Source organism: Pseudonocardia lacus (assembly GCF_018531445.1).
GTDB classification, from domain to species: domain Bacteria; phylum Actinomycetota; class Actinomycetes; order Mycobacteriales; family Pseudonocardiaceae; genus Pseudonocardia; species Pseudonocardia lacus.
This window is the reverse complement of sequence record NZ_JAHDTH010000107.1, coordinates 1-17,415: the sequence shown is the minus strand read 5'-3', so window position 1 is coordinate 17,415 and position 17,415 is coordinate 1. Positions and strand designations below refer to the sequence as shown.

15 protein-coding genes are annotated in these 17,415 nt (G+C 73.5%); 6 read left to right on the top strand and 9 right to left on the bottom strand.

The features are described 5' to 3' along the window. Positions 1-19: 19 nt before the first annotated feature. Positions 20-619: a NeuD/PglB/VioB family sugar acetyltransferase gene (locus tag KIK08_RS21890; RefSeq protein ID WP_214405093.1), complete on the bottom strand. Its 600-nt coding sequence runs from the start codon at positions 617-619 to the stop codon at positions 20-22. A gap of 80 nt (positions 620-699) precedes the next feature. Here KIK08_RS21890 and wzy point away from each other — a divergent pair, with 80 nt between their 5' ends. Genes wzy through KIK08_RS21860 form a run of 6 tightly spaced genes read left to right on the top strand, consistent with a single transcriptional unit; the run spans position 700 to position 7,556 of the window. Continuing rightward, complete coding sequence (gene wzy, locus KIK08_RS21885; RefSeq protein ID WP_214405092.1) at positions 700-2,097, top strand: O-antigen polysaccharide polymerase Wzy; 1,398 nt, start codon at positions 700-702, stop codon at positions 2,095-2,097. Further along, entirely contained in the window at positions 2,094-3,272 is a 1,179-nt protein-coding gene (locus tag KIK08_RS21880) for a glycosyltransferase (protein ID WP_214405091.1), read from the top strand. Before wzy ends, KIK08_RS21880 begins: the two co-directional genes overlap by 4 nt. A gap of 16 nt (positions 3,273-3,288) precedes the next feature. Then, positions 3,289-4,563 (top strand): glycosyltransferase, encoded by a 1,275-nt coding sequence (locus KIK08_RS21875; RefSeq protein ID WP_214405090.1) that lies wholly within the window; start codon positions 3,289-3,291, stop codon positions 4,561-4,563. Continuing rightward, positions 4,560-5,615, top strand: a complete 1,056-nt coding sequence (locus KIK08_RS21870) for a hypothetical protein (protein ID WP_214405089.1) — start codon at positions 4,560-4,562, stop codon at positions 5,613-5,615. The genes KIK08_RS21875 and KIK08_RS21870 overlap by 4 nt, the downstream gene beginning before the upstream one ends. Next, entirely contained in the window at positions 5,608-6,858 is a 1,251-nt protein-coding gene (locus tag KIK08_RS21865; protein WP_214405088.1) for a glycosyltransferase family 4 protein, read from the top strand. The genes KIK08_RS21870 and KIK08_RS21865 overlap by 8 nt, the downstream gene beginning before the upstream one ends. 2 nt (positions 6,859-6,860) lie before the next feature. After that, positions 6,861-7,556: an FkbM family methyltransferase gene (locus KIK08_RS21860; RefSeq protein ID WP_250557540.1), complete on the top strand. Its 696-nt coding sequence runs from the start codon at positions 6,861-6,863 to the stop codon at positions 7,554-7,556. A gap of 7 nt (positions 7,557-7,563) precedes the next feature. Here the strand turns inward: KIK08_RS21860 and KIK08_RS21855 are convergent, their stop codons facing one another. The 8 genes from KIK08_RS21855 to KIK08_RS21820 form a co-directional block, all read right to left on the bottom strand. Further along, entirely contained in the window at positions 7,564-8,823 is a 1,260-nt protein-coding gene (locus tag KIK08_RS21855) for an oligosaccharide flippase family protein (RefSeq protein ID WP_214405086.1), read from the bottom strand. After that, positions 8,820-9,404, bottom strand: coding sequence for a serine O-acetyltransferase (locus tag KIK08_RS41845; RefSeq protein WP_214405085.1), 585 nt, complete (start codon positions 9,402-9,404; stop codon positions 8,820-8,822). Before KIK08_RS41845 ends, KIK08_RS21855 begins: the two co-directional genes overlap by 4 nt. A 54-nt stretch (positions 9,405-9,458) precedes the next feature. Continuing rightward, entirely contained in the window at positions 9,459-10,874 is a 1,416-nt protein-coding gene (locus KIK08_RS21845; protein WP_214405084.1) for a tyrosine-protein kinase domain-containing protein, read from the bottom strand. Between the two features lie 179 nt (positions 10,875-11,053). Continuing rightward, positions 11,054-11,692, bottom strand: coding sequence for a DUF1707 SHOCT-like domain-containing protein (locus KIK08_RS21840; RefSeq protein ID WP_214405083.1), 639 nt, complete (start codon positions 11,690-11,692; stop codon positions 11,054-11,056). Between the two features lie 97 nt (positions 11,693-11,789). Next, positions 11,790-12,788: a methylmalonyl Co-A mutase-associated GTPase MeaB gene (gene meaB / locus KIK08_RS21835; RefSeq protein ID WP_214405082.1), complete on the bottom strand. Its 999-nt coding sequence runs from the start codon at positions 12,786-12,788 to the stop codon at positions 11,790-11,792. Further along, entirely contained in the window at positions 12,788-14,992 is a 2,205-nt protein-coding gene (gene scpA / locus KIK08_RS21830) for a methylmalonyl-CoA mutase (protein ID WP_214405081.1), read from the bottom strand. Before scpA ends, meaB begins: the two co-directional genes overlap by 1 nt. Further along, a complete protein-coding gene (locus KIK08_RS21825; protein WP_214405080.1) occupies positions 14,989-16,962 on the bottom strand; it encodes a methylmalonyl-CoA mutase family protein in 1,974 nt (657 codons plus the stop codon). Before KIK08_RS21825 ends, scpA begins: the two co-directional genes overlap by 4 nt. Positions 16,963-17,057: 95 nt before the next feature. Then, positions 17,058-17,415, bottom strand: a 358-nt coding sequence (locus KIK08_RS21820) for a Rieske (2Fe-2S) protein (RefSeq protein ID WP_214405079.1), incomplete at its 5' end; no start/stop codon positions are given.

Below are 17,415 nucleotides of genomic sequence, written 5' to 3'. Positions count from 1 at the left end.
GACGGGTGGACCCGGACGATCAGCGCCGCGGCCGGGCCGGCACCCCGGTCACGACGTCGCCGGGAGCGACGTCCCGCGTCACCACCGCACCGGCCCCGACGAACGCCCCCTGACCGACGGTGAGCCCCTGCAGCACGGCGGCGTTGCTGCCGACCGTCACCCCCGCCGCGAGGTGCACACCCCCGGCCACGTTGGCCCCGGGCAGCACGGTGACGACCTCGTCGAGCACGGTGTCGTGCCCGACGGTCGCGTTGTAGTGGACCTGGCAGTGCGCGCCGGCGCGGACGTCGCTGGACACGTGCGCGTTGGCGTGGACCAGGGTGCCCGCACCGAGGACGGTCTGCGGACCGATCACGGCCCGCGGGTGCACGAGGCCCAGCGGGGCCAGGCCGAGCCCGGCGAGCAGCCCGGCCACGGCCCTGCGAGCTTCCGCGGCGCCGATCGCCACCACGTAGTGGGCGCCCGCCGGGGCGTCGCGCAAGGCCAGCACGGGCAACCCCCGCACCTGCTGCCCGGCCAGGCGGTCATCGAGGAAGGCGGTCACGGGCACGTCGGCGGCGAGCGCGATGTCCAGCGCCTCCCGCCCGACACCTCCCGCCCCGGCCACGTACAAGGGCATGTGGGCATGCTCGCAGGGGCCGGCGCCGACCCGCCGGCGGCGGGACGGGCACGTCGGGGTGACGGGGGCACGCCGTGGTGATGGTCGACAGCCGTTCCGCGGCACCTCGGTCGACCGTCCGACAGTCCGGGAAGTCGCCGGGGCACTGGGCGCTGATCCTGGTGACGGCCGGGCTGGGTCTGCACGAGGTCGTCACCTTCGCCGCGCCCAGGACCCTGCAGCAGTCGGCGACGGTCTTCGTGCTCGCGTGGGCGCTCTGCCTGGCCCTCGCCGCCAGGAGGGCGAGCGGGGGCGTGTACTCCCCCGCCGCCGCGTACCTGGCCGTCTTCGGCCTCTTCCACGGCGGCCTCCTGCTGGACATCGCGCTCCGCGGGACGTCGGGGCTGTCCGGGGCGGACATCAGCTGGCTGCTCGGCGGCCTGGGTCCGCCCGCCGCCGCACTCGCGACTGTCGGCATGGTGGCGTTCACCCTCGGTGCGGAGTTCGTCCCGAGGCCCCGGTCCGCGCCCGCCCCCCAGGGAGCGGACCTGCGGGAACGACAGGTGCTGGGCCGGCTCGGCCTCGCGGTGCAGCTGATCGGTCTGGTGATCTTCACGCAGGTCGTCGTGGGCGGCGGCGGCCTGGGGTTGCTCCGCTCGGGGTACCTGAGTTACCTGGAGGCGGCGCAGGGTTCCGGGCTGTTGCCCTACGGCATCCTCGCGCTGGGCGTGGGGCCCGTCCTGGCGATCACCGCCGGTGGGTGGCACCGACGGGTGGCCTGGGCGGCTTTCGTGGCGTTCGCCCTGGTCGCCTTCCCGCTCGGATTGCGCGGCGAGGTCCTCTTCCCCCTGGTGGCGATGCTCGTCATCGAGGTTCGCCGAGGGCGGCGCTTCTCGGTGCTGTGGACCGCTGTCGGGGCGATGGTGGTGCTGCTGCTGATCGGCGTGGTCCGCCGGACGAGGACGAGAGGCCTCGACGCGTTGCTCGACCCGAACGCCCTGACGTCACCGCTGGACGGGGCGGCCGAGATGGGGTTCTCCCTCCGGCCCGTCGTGGCGGTACTCGGTTGGCACGAGCGGGGCGAGCCGTTCCGACACGGCGAGACGCTGCTCGTCGTACCGATGCGGACCGTCGAACGCCTGGCCGGGTACGGCACGCCCGAGTACGACGACCGGCTGTTCAACGTGGAGATCATGCAGCGGGTCGGGCCCATCGGTGGATCGCCGGTGGCCGAGGCCTACCACAACTTCGGGGTCGTTGGCGTCGTCGCCGTGATGGCCGTCCTCGGCGTGGTGCTCGGGGTGCTCGCCCGCCGTCGGCGCACACCGCTCGACGACGCCCTCCTCGGATCGCTGCTCACCATCCTGCTGATCCAGGTCAGGAACAGCTTCGCAGCCGTACCCGCGCAGGTCCTCCTGGTCGCGGCGCTGCTCGTCGTCGTCCGGCTCGTCACGGTCACCCGGGATGAGACGACCCACCCGAGAAGGGGCCCATCGTGACGAACACCGGCAACCCGGGGTTGCCCGCCCCGCCGCGGGACCGGGAACGGCCCGCGGGTGGGGCACGACGGCGGATCGTGCACATATTCGGCGCCATGGACCGTGGGGGTGCCGAGCTACGCACCCTGGAGGCGGTCGAGCACCTCGGGCGCACCGAGTTCGACACGGTCTACCTCACCCTCAGCGGACGCGCGGGCGAATTGGCCGGTCGGATCCGCGCCTCCGGCGACTCGGTCATCCCGCTGCGCCTGGATGTGCGCTTCCCCTTCCGGTTCGTCCGGCTCCTGCGCGCCGATCGGATCGATGTCGTGCACTCGCACGTCGCGACGTTCTCCGGCGCGGTACTGGCGCTCGCTCGGCTCGGCGGCGTGCGCCGCAGGATCGCCCACTTCCGCAGCGACGGCGACCAGCGCGCCGACACGGTCGCCCGGCGGTTCCAGAGGTCGATCATGCGAGCGCTGCTCAGCTGGTCGGCCACGGACATCCTCGGGGTGTCACCCAGTGCCCTCGACCAGGGCTGGCGGGCGCGCTGGCGGGCCGACCCGCGCTGCCGCATCCTGCCCAACGGCCTCGACATCCACCGCATCCCCCCGACCGATGACCGCGCCGCGATGCGGGACGAACTCGGCATCGCACCCGACACCCCGGTGATCTGCCACGTCGGCCGTCCGGCGGCGGTGAAGAACCGGGGCCGCGCCGTGGACCTCGGCTGCCATCCCCTGCTCGCCGAACGAGCGGCCGTGCTGGTGATGGTCGGCTCGCTGGCCGACGGCGAGGCGGAGAAGTGGCGGGCGCGAGCGGACCGGCAGAGCGGCACGGGTGCTCTCCGGATGCTCGGAACGCGCCCCGACGTCCTGCGCATCCTCAACGCCGCCGACCTCACGCTGGTCACGTCGACCTGCGAAGGGCTCCCCGGGGTGGTGCTGGAATCGCTGGCGGTCGGCACACCGGTAGTCGCGTCGGACCTGCCCGGCGCGCGGTGGATCGGCGAACTGGTCCCCGGCGTGCACATCCACCGCCTCGACGAGCCCGACGAGGTGTGGGCGAGGTCGATCCTCGCGGGCCTCGACGCGGCCGGCCCCGCCGAACGCGCCCGCCTGCGCCGATCTTTCGCCGCCGGCCCCTTCCTGCTGCCCCGGGTCTCCGCCGAGCTGCGCGCTCTGTGGCACCGCTAGACAAGGAGACGAGGACATGCAGTTCGGGCCGAGCAGGCCGGACCACACCGCCGCACCCCCCATGCAGCGGGAGCGGAGCCGGATGCGGTTGGTCGTCGCGACCGAAGCCAGGTTCGCGCTGGGCCCCGATGGGATTCCGCGTTCCGACACGGGTGGGCGCGCCTACCCGTTCTGGCAGCGCTACCTCGTGCAGTACTGCGAGGTCAGTGTGCTGGCCCGGGTGAAGCACACCGCGAGCACGGCCGGGTCCCCGGTCACCGGCCCCGGGGTGGGCGTGATCCCGCTCCCCGGAGGGACCGGGTGGACGGGTGCGCTCCGCCTGCTGACAGCGGGCCGATCGCGCATCGCGGAGGTGTGCCGGGCCCCGGACACGGCGTACCTGGCGCGACTGCCGGGCATCGTCGGCAGCTTGCTCGTCCACCAGGTCGACCGCGCGCGGCGTCCCTACGGCGTCGAGGTCGTCGGTGACCCGTACGACGTCTTCTCCGCCGGCATCGGGGGGAAGGTCGCTGCGCCCCTGCTTCGCCACTTCACCTATCGGCTGATGCAGCGACACTGCGCTCGCGCGGCAGCCATCGCGTACGTGACGAAGAGCAGGCTGCAGGAACGCTATCCGCCGCGGTCGACGGCCTGCACGACCAGCTACTCGGACGTCGACCTGCCCGACGAGGCGTTCCGCACCGCCCGGCCCCGGGTGTCGGCGGGTCCGCTGGTGCTGGTCGCGGTCGGCACCCAGTCGCAGCCCTACAAGGGCCACGACGTGCTGCTGAGTGCCGCGGCAGCGTTGCGGGACCGCGGTCTCGAGGTCCGGGTCAGGCTGGTCGGGGACGGTCGGCTGCGACCGCGGTTGGCGCGCCAAGCCGCGCAGCTGGGCATCGTGGACACGACGACCTTCGTCGGTCAGGTGCCGGCCGGGCCGGCGGTACGGGCGGAACTGGACCGGGCCGACGTCTTCGTCCTGCCGTCCCGCACCGAGGGTCTCCCGCGCGCGCTCATCGAGGCGATGGCGCGCAGACTGCCCTGCGTCGCGTCGGACGTCGGCGGCGTCCGCGAGCTGCTGCCCGCCGAGGACCTGTGCCCGGCCGGCGACCCTGCCGCCCTCGCCGACCTGCTCGAAGCGGTGATCACCGCTCCCGATCGGCGCCGCCGCATGGGCGAGCGCAACTTCACCGTCGCCCAGGAGTACCGGGAGCGTGTTCTCGCCGCACGCCGTGCCGCCTTCTACGACGCCCTGGAGAAGACGACCCGCACAACAACACCACGAGCGATCCACCAGGGAGTCAGACGATGACCGAGAACTACCACATCTGCGTGCAGGGCGTCCTCGGTCTGCGGACCAACGCCGCCGGATTCAAGTGGTCCTGGGGCGTCAACGTGCCGGCGGGCTCGCGCGAGGAGTACGAGGCCTGCGCCGTCCGCCTGCGACTTGTCGTCGGCGACGTCGACCCGCCCGAGGACGCCTCCGCGCCCGACCACGTGGCAGGCAAGTACCACTACTTCAGCGGCGTCCCCGGAGCCGACTCGATCTACTACGAACGCACGCTGCTGGGCAACCAGAAGCTCCGGTTCCGGCTCGAAGGGCTGCTCAGCGGCGAACCGACGCTGCACGTCAACCCCCAGTACCTGCGCTACGTCACCCACCGGTTCATGAACCTGCACAGCGCCGGCTACATCCTCACCGACGTCGTCGGCCTGCTGCTGCTGCAGGCGGGGTACGCCCCACTGCACTGCTCGGCCTTCAAGAAGGGCGACTCGACCGTGCTCGTGCTCGCCCCGCCGAACACCGGTAAGACGCTGACGACCATGATCGCGTGCCTGGAGCACGACGCCGGCTTCCTGGCCGAGGACCTCGCCGTCTCCGACGGAACGACCGTCTTCTCGGCCCCGTGGACCAGCACGTTCCGCTACTACGACCGGATCGACCGCAGTCGGCGGTCCCGGCTCCTCAACCGCCTCACCGCGGTCGTACCGCCGTTGGAGCTCCTACCGCTGGCCAAGGTCAGCGGCGTCGACACCCTGGTACCGCCGGACCGGCTGCTGCACGAAGCGAAGATCACGCACGTGGCGGTGCTCGAACGGGGCCCCGAGGCCGTCACCGAAGGCGACCGGGACGAGATCCTGCGCAAGGCGGTGAACCTCAACCGCTACGAGTTCAACTACGTCAAGGCACCCGCCCTGGTCGCGTACGAGTTCTTCAACCCCGGGATCGGGCTTGACGAGGCGGCCCTGCAGGAACGGCGGTTGTTGGCCCAGATCGTCGCCGGCGCGACCCGGACGTGGGTGGTCAGCAGCACGGACGCCACCCGCTACGCACCGCTGCTGCTGGACCGGATCGGTGGCTGAGTCGCTCGGGGCGAGCCCCGACACCACGACCCTGCAGTGCCCCCGGGCACGGCCGCGGTTGGTGCACGTCACGACGGTCCCGCTGTCGCTGTGGTTCCTGCGCGGCCAAGCGGGCTTCATGCGGCACAACGGCTTCGACGTGCACGCCGTCTCCTCGCCCGGTCCCGAGCTGCGTCGCTTCGGCCGGACCGAGCAGGTGCAGGTGCACGCGGTGCCCATGTCGCGCCGCATCAGCCCGTCCGCCGACGTGGTGGCGCTGCGGCGCCTCGCCCGGCTGTTCGCAGATCTGCGGCCCGCGATCGTCCACGCGCACACGCCGAAGGCCGGCCTCCTGGCGATGATCGCGGCGCGCCTCACCCGGGTCCCGGTGCGCATCTACCACGTGCACGGGATGCCGATGAGCACGGCCGCGGGACTGCGCCGCCTCGTGATGTGGGGCGCCGACGTGCTGGCTGCCCGACTCGCCGACCGCGTGCTCTGGGTGAGCGGGAGCGGCCTGGCGGAGGCGGAGCGGCTCGGCACGATCCGCCCGGGCGCGGGCAGGGTGCTGCGGCACGGCAGCATCAACGGCGTCGACACCGCGGAGCGCTTCGACCCCTCCGCGCGGAGGGCCGAGGGCGCGGCCATCCGCAGCGAACTCGGCGTGCCCCCCGAGGACGTCGTGATCGGGTTCGTGGGTCGGGTGGTGCGCGACAAGGGGATCGTCGAGCTCGCCCGGGCGTGGACGACGCTCCGCCAGGAGTTCCCCCACGTCCGGCTGCTGCTCGTGGGGGCGGAGGAGGACGGCGACCCCGTCCCCGGCGCCGTCATCACGGCGCTGCGCGACGACCCCCGGGTCCACTTCGCGGGCCATTCGACCACACCGGAGTCGTACTACTCGGCCATGCAGATCGTCGCCCTGCCGTCCCACCGCGAGGGCTTCGGCCTGGCCGCCCTCGAAGGCAGCGCGATGGGCCTCCCGGTCGTCGCCACCCGCGTGCCCGGCCTGACCGACGCCGTCGTGGACGGGGTGACCGGAACCCTCGTCCCGGCCGGCGACTCCGGCGAGCTGGCCGCCGCCCTCCGCGTCTATGTCGTCGATCCCGGACTGCGCGGAGAGCACGGCGCAGCGGGCCGTGCCCGGGCCCGCCGGGACTTCGTACCGCAGGACATGTGGAACGCCCTCGAGGCGGAGTACCGAGCGCTGCTCGCGGGTCTGCACCCCGATCAGTCGTCAACGATGAACCGAGGTGGCGCAACGTGAAGATGTTCCTCGACGTCGGTGCCCACTTCGGCGAGACGCTGGCGGTGGTGTCGCGCCCGGAATGGGGCTTCGACTCCATCGTGTGCTTCGAGCCCGCTCCGGCGTGCTGGCCCCGGCTCGCCGCGATGGCGGACGACCGGGTGCAGATCTGCGAGTTCGGTCTGTGGGACCGCGACGGGCAGGTCGACCTGCACAACCCCGGCGCGATCGGCGCCTCGATGTGGGCCGACAAGGACGTCGTCCGGGGATCCACCACCTGCGAGGTCCGCGACGCCGCGGCGTGGTTCCGGGACAACGTCGGCAGCGACGACACCGTCTACATGAAGGTCAACGTCGAGGGCGCCGAGGTGGAGATCATCCGCAGGCTCGCGGAGGCGGGCCAGCTCTCCAAGGTCACCCACCTCCTGGTGCACTTCGACGTGCGCAAGGTGCCGAGCAAGCGCCACCAGGAAGCCGAGGCACGGGCCCTGCTCGACGCGGCCGGGGTGCGCTACCTGAGCGCGGAGGAGATCCAGTTCGGCGGTGTGCGCCGCGGCACCCGGAACTGGCTGCGCTGGTGCACCGCCGGCCGCGGCCGGGACGTCCGGTTCAAGGTCCTCCCGCGGCTCGGGCTCGTCGTCCGGCGCCGCCTCTACCCCCTCAAGGTCCGGCTGCTCGGTCGTGGCTCCGCGGTCCGCCCCGCCGCGCACCGCGGCTGAGCAAGCCCTATTTCTCCCCACCGGCCGGACGCAGAGCCGGCAGGACCACCCTCACGTACAGCCCGATGTAGCACAGCATCGCGAAGACCTGGCTCGCGAGCACCGCCAGCGCTCCGCCCATGAGTCCCCACGGCGGCACCGCCACAGCCGCCGCCGCGGTCACCACGATCAGCACCCCGATGCTGATCGGCATCTGCACGGTGAACCGGCGGATCGCGGTGACCGACGTCCCGAGGAACACCACGCTGTACTGCACGGCCGCCGCGACCATCAGCACGACCAGTACATCGGCGTGGGCGGCGTACTCGGCGCCGAACACCAGTCGCAGCGCCGGAGCACCGAACAGCGCCGCCCCCGCGACCCCGGCGACGCCGAGAGCAGCACCCAGCGCGACCAGGCGGGTGAGTGTGCGCGTGAACCGCGCCCGCTGACCCGCGGCGAACAGGTTCGCCAGGCGAGGGCTCGCCGCTTGTCCCAACGCGCCCACGACCGTGCCGGACAGCACCAGCACGTAGGCGAGCGCGGCGAAGATGCCGAGGGCGACGCTGCCCTCGAACGCCTGCAGGAAGTAGCGGGGCACGTTCACCCGCAGCGACCCGGCGGCGATCGACACCCCGAGCGGCAGTGCGAGCCAGGTCAACCTCCGCAGCGTCGACCGGTTGAACAACGGCCGGGCCGAGATGCCCAGCCGCTTGAGCCGGACCGTGTTCGTCGCGATCTGGGGTGCCGTGCACACGGCCAGCCCGATCGAGGCCACCTCGACCCGTCGCGTCCAGACCACCAGGGCCCCGAAGACCAGCAGGCCGCCGACCCCCCGCCACACCTCCGAGCGGGCGATGAGGTGCATCTGCTCGCGTCGCTGCATCGCACCGTAGAGCAGGTCGATGACCGACTCGAAGGCCTTGAACGCGGTGACCGCCAGCACCGTCACCAGAGTCGCCTCGTCCAGGCCCAGCAGCAGGGCGGTCGCGGCGATCGCCACGACGGCGACGGCGGAGGTGACGATCCGCTGACCGAGGTACTGCCCGAAGGCGAACTGGTCCACGGCGTCCGTGGCCAGCACGTCGCGCAACTTGAGGTTGGCGAACGCGAAGACCGGACCGCTGATCGCCAAGGCGAGCGCGTACCGGCCGACCTCGGCGGGCGTGGTGAACCGGGCGAGGATCGACAGCATCCCGAACTGGCACGCCGCGTAGACGAGGCCGCCGGTGGCGGTCGCCGAGAAGTTCCTGCGCAGCGAGCGCGGCCGCAGTTCGTCAGCCGTCAACGGGTGACCGGTTCAGATCTTCTGTTGACGTAGCTCCCGGAGCCCCGGCCGGGGAACACCTCGGCCGGGTTGCCACGCGCGGTCGCGCCGGCCGGGACGTCCTTCGTGACGACCGCGTTGGCACCGATCGCCGCGTCGTCCCCGACGGTGATCGCCCCGACCAGGACGGCGCCCGGGCCGATGTACACCCGGTGTCCGATCGTGGGCACACCCGGGTTCCGCCCGCCCCGAGTGACACCGATGGTCACGTTGTGGCTCAGGTTGCAGTCCCGCCCGAGTGTCGCCGCGGCGTTCACGACGATCCCACCCGCGTGGCCTATCAGCAGGCCGGGCCCGATGGTCGTCGCCCACGGGATGTTGATGCCCATCGTCCTGCGCAGTCGCCGCAGCCAGATCCGGCCGAGGAAGAGGCCGACGCGGTTCGCGATGCCCGGCCGACCAGAGCCGGCCGCAGTGATCCGCAGCGCCACGTTGTACCGGTAGGTGTCGCCGACGACGAACTGCTTGAGGAACTGGCCCCAGCTCGCCCGGCCCGTGATCCGGTGCAGGTCGGCGAAGAGCATGGTCTTGACCGTGGTCACGACCACGAACCGCGGTGGCGATCGTGGAAGTGCGGCGTGCGCTGCGGCCGGCGGCTATCCACTCTCATGCCTCCCCGCGCGCACGACGTGGCCGCCCGTCGACACCGGCCCCTTCGAGCTGTAGTAGGTGTTGTACTGCGCGTACCCGCGCGCCCCGCTGGTCGGCACCATGGTGAACAGCGTCCCCAGCACCGGCGCCGACACCGCGGCCAGCGCCTCCACCGCGCGGCCGACCTGCTCGCGGGTGGTCTCGTTGTACCGGCAGGCCAGGATCGCGCCGTCGGTCTCGGGCGCCACCGCGGCGGCGTCGGTGACCGGGAGCAGGGGTGGGGTGTCCACCAGGACCACGTCGTAGCGGGTGCGCAGGGCCGCCAGCAGGTCCGCCATCTGGCGCGACCCGAGCAGTTCGCTGGGGTTGGGCGGCAGCGCACCGCTGGCGAGGACGTCGAAGCCGCCGCCGGCCCAGTGCTGGACCACGTCCTCGAAGCGCAGCCGGCCGGCCAGGATGTCGGTGAGCCCCACGGCCCCGTCCAGGCCGAGCAGGTTCACGACGCCGGGGCGTCGCAGGTCGGCCTCCACCACCAGCAGGCGGGTGCCGGCGGCGGCGACGGCGATCGCCAGGTTGCACACGGAGGTCGTCTTGCCCTCCGCGGGGAGCGAACTGGTCACCAGGATGACCTTGCTGGGGTTGTCCACGTCGACGAAGCGCAGGTTGGTGCGCAACTGGCGGAACGCCTCCGCGCGCGGTGAGTGGGGGTCGTCGTCGTGCACCGTCAGCGGCCGCTTCGGCGTGTCCGGGTCGTAGGCGATCACGCCCAGGTTCGGGGCCCCGGTCGTCGCGCGCAGCTGGTCCAGGGACTTGACGGAAGTGTCGGTGGCGTTCCGCAGCAGCGCCAGGCCCACCCCGGCGGCCAGGCCGACGAGCAGGCCGAGCAGCAGGGTGACCGGCAGGCCGGTGGACGACGGCGTCGTCGGGACCTCCGCCGGCTCGACGACCCGCACCTGCACCGGCGGTGGCGCGCCCGGGGTGGAGGGCCGTTCGAGCTCGGCGACCAGGCCGGTGAGCACCTGCCCGACCGAGTTGGCGATGGCGGCGACCTCGTCGGGGGCACCGCCGACGACGGCCACGTCGATCAGCACCGAGTCGGGTGCGGTCGACGCGCTGATCCGGGAGGCCAGCGCCTGCGGGGTGGCGGCGAGGCCGAGGTCGCGGATCACCTCCCGGCTCACCCGGCGGCTGCTGACGAGGTCCACGTAGGACGAGACGCGCTGCTGGGACAGCAGGCTGCCCTGGTACGCGGCATTGGGGGTGTCGGCGGCCTGCGCCGACACGTAGAGCGACAACCGGGCGGTGTACTCGGGCGGGCGCAACGACCAGGCCGCGGCCGCGCCGGCGAGCCCCAGGGCCAGCGCCACCACGAGGATGATCCACCGCTCCCGGACGACCCGGATGTAGTCCTGGATGGTCAACGTGCTCCCTCGCTCAGGCATCGACCCGGCAAGTGGGCCATTCAGCGCATACGAGAGGACCATACAGAGTAGCGAGTGGAAGGGCTGGGCGTCGACGCCCACGCCGCCCGAACGGGCGGCCGTCCGGATGGTCGGGTCGTCGCCGTCCGGAGCCGGATCGGGGCCGGATCGGAGCCGGGTCAGCGCTGGTGGCGGCGCAGCCAGCGTCGCTTCGGCCCGCGCACCTCCACCGATCCCGCCCGCACCGCCCCGCGCAGCACGAACACCGGGCCGCTGCCGTCGCTGCCGCGCAGCTTCTCCTCGATGCTGCCGAGGGTGACCGAGATGCCGGCGCGGTCGACGCGCGCGTGCTCGGGCAGGCGCAGCTCCACCGAGCCGGCGATCACGTCGAGGTCGATCTGCACGATGGGCGGCACGTCGGTCTCGGTGAAGTCGAGCTCAGCGGAGCCCATCGCGACCTGGATCCGCAGGTGCTCGGGGACCTGCCAGGAACCCCGCCGGTTGATCGAGCCGAGCTGGGCGGTGAGCAGGTCGCCGCCGTCGGGCAGCGGGGCCCGGGTGGCGCGCCGCTGCGGCGCGGCCGAGGGGCGCACGACCGGCGGCCCGGCCGGACGGTCGGGGTGCACGAGGCCGGGGAGGTCGACCAGCACGGCGTTGAGGTCGCCCCGGGTCCGTGCGGCCAGCGCGGTGTCCACCCTGGAGGTGAACTCGTCGAGGTCGATCAGCCCGCGGCCGGTGGCCCGCTCCAGCAGCCCCACGACGTGGCGCCGCTCGTCGTCGGAGACACGCAGGTCGCGGGCGGAGATCGGATCGCTCACGCACCCGACCCTATGCCTTCGCGGTCACCGTCAGTGCGGGGCCGACCGGACGGTTGCCTGCCCGGGCGGCACCGACGTCACGCGTGCTGCCGGAGCGTCACTGCAGACCCAACCGGTCGAGGATGTCCTGGGCGGCCAGCGTCGGCGTGCGCTCCCCCGCCCGCACCTCCCGCTCCAGGCGCGGCAGCACCTCGCGCACGCCGGGGTCGGACTGCAGGCGGTCGAGGAGCCGGTCGCGCACCATCGCCCACATCCAGTCGACCTGCTGGGTGGCGCGCTTGTCGTCGAGCTCGCCGTGCTCGTCGAGGAGTGCGCGGTGGCGTCCGACGGCCTCCCAGACCTCGTCGAGGCCCTTGCCCGTGCGCGCGCTGCACGGCAGCACCGGCGTGCGCCAGTCGATCGAGGCCGACTCGTCGGTGGGGGTCATCATGCGGAGCGCGGAGCGCAGGTCGGCGGCGGCGCGGCGGGCGTCGCCCTCGTGCTCGCCGTCGGCCTTGTTGACCGCGACCACGTCGGCGATCTCCAGGATGCCCTTCTTGATGCCCTGCAGCTGGTCGCCGGTGCGGGCGATCGTCAGCAGCAGGAACGTGTCGACCATGGCGGCCACCGCGACCTCGCTCTGCCCGACCCCGACGGTCTCGACCAGGACCACGTCGTAGCCGGCCGCCTCCATCAGCACGATCGTCTCGCGGGTGGCCCGGGCGACGCCGCCGAGGGTGCCGGCGCTGGGCGAGGGGCGCACGAACGCGTCGGGGTCGGTGGACAGCGCGGTCATCCGGGTCTTGTCGCCCAGGATCGAGCCGCGCGTGCGGGTGGACGAGGGGTCGACCGCGAGGACGGCGACCCGGTGCCCGGTCCCGGTCAACCGGGTGCCCAGCGCCTCGATGAAGGTCGACTTCCCGACCCCGGGCACCCCGCTGATGCCCACCCGGTGCGCCCCGCCCGCCGCCGGGAGCAGCTCCATCAGCAGCTCCTGCGCGGCCCGGCGGTGTTCGGGGTGGTGGGACTCGACGAGGGTGATGGCGCGGGCCAGCAGCGAGCGCGAGCCATCCAGCACGCCCTTGGCCAGCGCCGCGACGTCGACCGGTCGCGCCATCAGCCCTCGTCGGCCGGGTGGTCGGCGGCACCGTGCAGGGCGGTCAGCTTCTCCAGCAGGTCGACCGCCGCCTCGGCGATCACCGTGCCCGGGCCGAAGATCGCCGCCGCGCCCATGCCGGTGAGGGTCTCGTAGTCGTCGGGCGGGATGACCCCGCCGACGACGACCATGATGTCGGAGCGGTCGAGCTCGGCCAGCTCGGCGCGCAGCTCGGGCACCAGCGTCAGGTGCCCCGCGGCCAGCGAGTTGACCCCGACGACGTGCACGTCGGCCTCGACGGCCTGGCGGGCCACCTCGGCCGGGGTCTGGAACAGCGGGCCGACGTCGACGTCGAAGCCGAGGTCGGCGAACGCCGTGGCGATCACCTTCTGGCCGCGGTCGTGGCCGTCCTGGCCCATCTTGGCGACCAGGATGCGGGGCTGGCGGCCCTCCTCGGCGGCGAACGCGTCGACAAGCTCGCGGGCCCTGGTGATGGCCGGGCTCGCCCCGGCCTCCTCGGAGTACACACCGGAGATGATGCGGATCTGGCCGGAGTGGCGCCCGAACACCTTCTCCAGCGCGTCGGAGATCTCCCCGACGGTCGCCATCGCCCCGGCCGCGCGCACGGCCAGCTCCAGCAGGTTCTGCTCGTCGGTGCGCGGGGTGCCCTCGGCGATCGCGGAGGCGGCGTTCGTGAGCGCGCGCAGGGCGTCGTCCACGGCCCGGTCGTCGCGCTCCTCGCGCAGCCTGCGCAGCTTGTCCAGCTGCTCGGCGCGCACCCCCGCGTTGTCGACGCGCAGCACCTCGACCTTCTCGTCGGCGTCGGTGACGTACTTGTTGACCCCGATCACCGGCTGGCGCCCGGAGTCGATGCGGGCCTGGGTGCGCGCGGCGGCCTCCTCCACGCGCAGCTTCGGGATGCCGGCGTCGATGGCCTGGGCCATGCCGCCGGCCGCCTCGACCTCCTCGATGTGCGCCCAGGCCCGACGGGCCAGGTCGTAGGTGAGGCGCTCGACGTAGTAGCTGCCGCCCCACGGGTCGATGACGCGGGTGGTGCCGGTCTCCTGCTGCAGCAGCAGCTGGGTGTTGCGGGCGATGCGGGCGGAGAAGTCGGTGGGCAGGGCCAGCGCCTCGTCCAGCGCGTTGGTGTGCAGCGACTGGGTGTGGCCCTGGGTGGCGGCCATCGCCTCCACGCAGGTGCGGATCACGTTGTTGTAGACGTCCTGGGCGGTCAGCGACCAGCCGGAGGTCTGCGAGTGCGTGCGCAGCGACAGCGACTTCTGGTTCTTCGGCCCGAACCCGTCGACCAGCTTCGCCCACAGCAGCCGCGCCGCGCGCAGCTTCGCGACCTCCATGAAGAAGTTCATCCCGATGCCCCAGAAGAAGCTCAGCCGGGGCGCGAACCGGTCGACGTCGAGCCCGGCGTCGATCCCGGCCCGCAGGTACTCCACGCCGTCGGCCAGGGTGTAGGCCAGCTCCAGGTCGGCGGTCGCCCCGGCCTCCTGAATGTGGTAGCCGGAGATGGAGATCGAGTTGAACTTCGGCATCTCCCGCGAGGTGAAGTTGAAGATGTCGGAGATGATCTGCATCGAGGGCTGCGGCGGGTAGATGTAGGTGTTGCGGACCATGAACTCCTTGAGGATGTCGTTCTGGATGGTCCCGGTGAGCTTCTCGCGCGCCACGCCCTGCTCCTGCGCGGCCACGATGTAGAGCGCCAGCACCGGCAGCACGGCGCCGTTCATCGTCATCGACACCGACATCTCGCCCAGCGGGATGCCGTCGAAGAGCTGGCGCATGTCGTAGATGGAGTCGATGGCCACCCCGGCCATGCCGACGTCGCCGCCGACGCGCGGGTGGTCGGAGTCGTAGCCGCGGTGGGTGGCCAGGTCGAACGCGATCGACAGGCCCTTCTGCCCGGCGGCCAGGTTGCGCCGGTAGAACGCGTTGGACTCGTTCGCCGTGGAGAACCCGGCGTACTGGCGCACGGTCCACGGCTGGGTCGTGTACATCGTCGGGTAGGGGCCGCGCAGGAACGGCGCCAGCCCGGGGTAGGTGTTCAGGAAGTCGACGTCGGCGAGGTCGTCGGCGGTGTAGAGCGGCGGGACCGCGATCCCCTCCGGCGCCTCCCACACCGGCGGCCGCTCGGCGCCGGCCAGCGCCTCGTCCCAGCTGACGGCCGGTGCGTCGGTCTCCAGCGGGACCCGGGTGAAGTCGGGGATGCTCATGACTCCTCCAGCGCGCCGTCGAGGGCGCGGTACACGGCGTCGATGGTGGCCAGGGCGTCGCCGCCGGCCTTGAGGTGGCCGTCCAGGCCCGGCGCGGACGCCGAGCCCGCCAGCAGGATGAGCCCGGCGCCGGCCTCGCGCAGCGCGGCGACGGTCTCGGCGGCCCGCTCGGCGTAGACGGCGTCGGTCGAGCAGAGCACCGCGACGGTCGTGCCGGCCCCGGTGAACTCCGCCACCACCTCGTCGACCGTGGTGGTCGGGCCGGCCTCGACGGCCTCGATGCCGCCAGCGGCCAGCAGGTTGCGGGCGAACCCGGCGCGCGCGGTGTAGGCGGCCAGCGGACCGAGCGTGGCCAGGAACGCGCGCGGGCGCGCGCCCGTGGCGGCGAGCGCGGCGTCGGAGCGGTCGCGGCGCTCCTCGAACGCGGCGGCCGGCCGGTACACCGCCAGCCCGCCGCCCGGCGGCGCCGGCAGCGGCTCGCGCTCCACGGGCTTCTCGGCCAGGTCGGGGAACTCGCTGACCCCGGTGATCGGCTTGCGCCGGGTGGCCGCGTCGGCCTCGCGCTGCGCCCGGACCTCGCCCACCTTCCGCGCGACGAGTCCGGAGTCGAGCGCGGCGAGCACCCCGCCGGCCGCCTCCAGCTCCTGGAAGAACGCCCACCCGACCTCGGCGTAGGAGTCGGTGAGCGACTCGACCAGCCAGGAGCCGCCGGCCGGGTCGATCACCCTGGCCAGGTGCGACTCCTCGACCAGCAGCGACTGGGTGTTGCGGGCGATCCGCCGGGAGAACGCGGTGTCGGCGCCGATCGCGGCGTCGAACGGGGCCGCGGTGACCGCGTCGGCGCCGCCGACGCCGGCCGCGAAGCAGGCGACGGTGCCGCGCAGCAGGTTGACGTAGGGGTCGCGCCTGCTCAGCGCGGTGGCCGCGGCCACGGCGTGCTGGAACTGGCCGCGCGCCGGCTCGGCCCCGCTGGCCTGCAGCACCCGCGCCCACAGCCGGCGGGCGGCGCGCAGCTTCGCGATCGTCGGGAATTGCTCCACGGTGGCCGCGTAGCGGAACTCCAGCAGCCCGGCGGCGGTGGTGACGTCGAGCCCGGCGTCGGTCAGCGCCCGCAGGTACGCCACGCCCGCGGCGAGCGAGTAGCCCAGCTCCTGGGCGTCCGAGCCGCCGGCCCCGGCCACGGGCAGCGCGTCGACGACGACCGCGCGCACCCGCGGGTGGTCGGCGGCCACCCGGCGGGCCACCTCGACCACCGAGTCCACCGCGGGCCCGGAGCCCGTACGGGCGCGCACGCCGACCGGGTCGAGGCCCAGGGTGCCCAGCAGGGCGTCGGGGGCGACGCCGCGCTCGGCGGCCAGCCCGAGGAACGCCTCGGCGGCGGCCGTCGCGGTGGCCGGGTCGGCGTCCACGGCCTCCAGGACGACCGGGGCGAGGTCGAGGTGGACGCCGTCGAGCGCGGCGGGGAGGTCGGCGACGGCGGTGCCGCCCTCCCCCACCACCAGCCACACCGAGGTGACGCCGTTCTCCAGATCGGCGAGCACGGCCTCGCGCGCGGCCTTCGCGTCCGGGTGGGCGTGGCGCTGGCGGACGTCCCAGCCGTCGGGGACCGCTCCGCCGGCCCGCGAGCCCCGGACGAAGGGCGCCGCGCCCGGGACCCCGGTCGGCGCCGCGACGGCGTCGTCGGCGGTGTAGAGCGGGCGGACCGGGATGCCGTCCAGGGTGGGGCGCACGAGCGCGTCGAACCCGGCGCCGCGGGGCGCGTCGGCGCCGATCCGGCCCGTCCTGCGCAGGACCTTGTCGACCTCGTCGAGCCAGTCGGTGCGGCCGACCGGGGGGAAGCCCGCGGCCAGCGCCAGCCGATCGGGCTCGGTGGGCTCCGGCCGGGCGGCGACGGTGTCGGTCTCGCCCGCTCCCGCGCCGGTCGCCCCTGTGCTGCCCGCCTGTGCGCTGCCCGCGGCGCCGCTGACCATGGGCACGCAGTCTAGATGCCGCAACCGCCCCGGGCCCCCGCTCGCGCCGTGACCCGTCGCACGCCAGGGTGACCCGGACCGCGGGCCGGGCCGGTTCAGGCCAGGGTGATCGACTCCCCGTCCACGGTGATCTCCTTGGCCGGCAGCGGCGCGTTGGCCGGGCCTGCGGTGGGCTCGCCGTCCTCCACGGAGAACTTCGAGCCGTGGCACAGGCAGTTGATGGTGCCGTCGGTGATCTCGCTGACCGCGCAGCCCTGGTGGGTGCACACGGTCGAGAACGCCTTGAACTGGCCCGCGGTCGGCTGGGTGATGACGGTGTCACCGACGATGAGCCCGCCGCCGACCGGGACGTCGGCGGTGCTGGCCAGCGCGGCGACCGCGCCGCCCTCGGCGGGGGCGGCACCGGGGGCGGCGGGGGCGGGAGCCGGGGCCGGCGCGGGAGCCGGGGCGACG

Excerpts from the sequence above, each read along its gene's own strand:
- KIK08_RS21890 (WP_214405093.1), bottom strand. The coding sequence starts at position 619 with ATGCCCTTGTACGTGGCCGGGGCGGGAGGTGTCGGGCGGGAGGCGCTG.
- KIK08_RS21875 (WP_214405090.1), top strand. The coding sequence starts at position 3,289 with ATGCAGTTCGGGCCGAGCAGGCCGGACCACACCGCCGCACCCCCCATG.
- meaB (WP_214405082.1), bottom strand. The coding sequence starts at position 12,788 with ATGGCGCGACCGGTCGACGTCGCGGCGCTGGCCAAGGGCGTGCTGGAT.
- KIK08_RS21860 (WP_250557540.1), top strand. The coding sequence starts at position 6,861 with ATGTTCCTCGACGTCGGTGCCCACTTCGGCGAGACGCTGGCGGTGGTG.
- KIK08_RS21870 (WP_214405089.1), top strand. The coding sequence starts at position 4,560 with ATGACCGAGAACTACCACATCTGCGTGCAGGGCGTCCTCGGTCTGCGG.
- wzy (WP_214405092.1), top strand. The coding sequence starts at position 700 with ATGGTCGACAGCCGTTCCGCGGCACCTCGGTCGACCGTCCGACAGTCC.
- scpA (WP_214405081.1), bottom strand. The coding sequence starts at position 14,992 with ATGAGCATCCCCGACTTCACCCGGGTCCCGCTGGAGACCGACGCACCG.
- KIK08_RS21825 (WP_214405080.1), bottom strand. The coding sequence starts at position 16,962 with ATGGTCAGCGGCGCCGCGGGCAGCGCACAGGCGGGCAGCACAGGGGCG.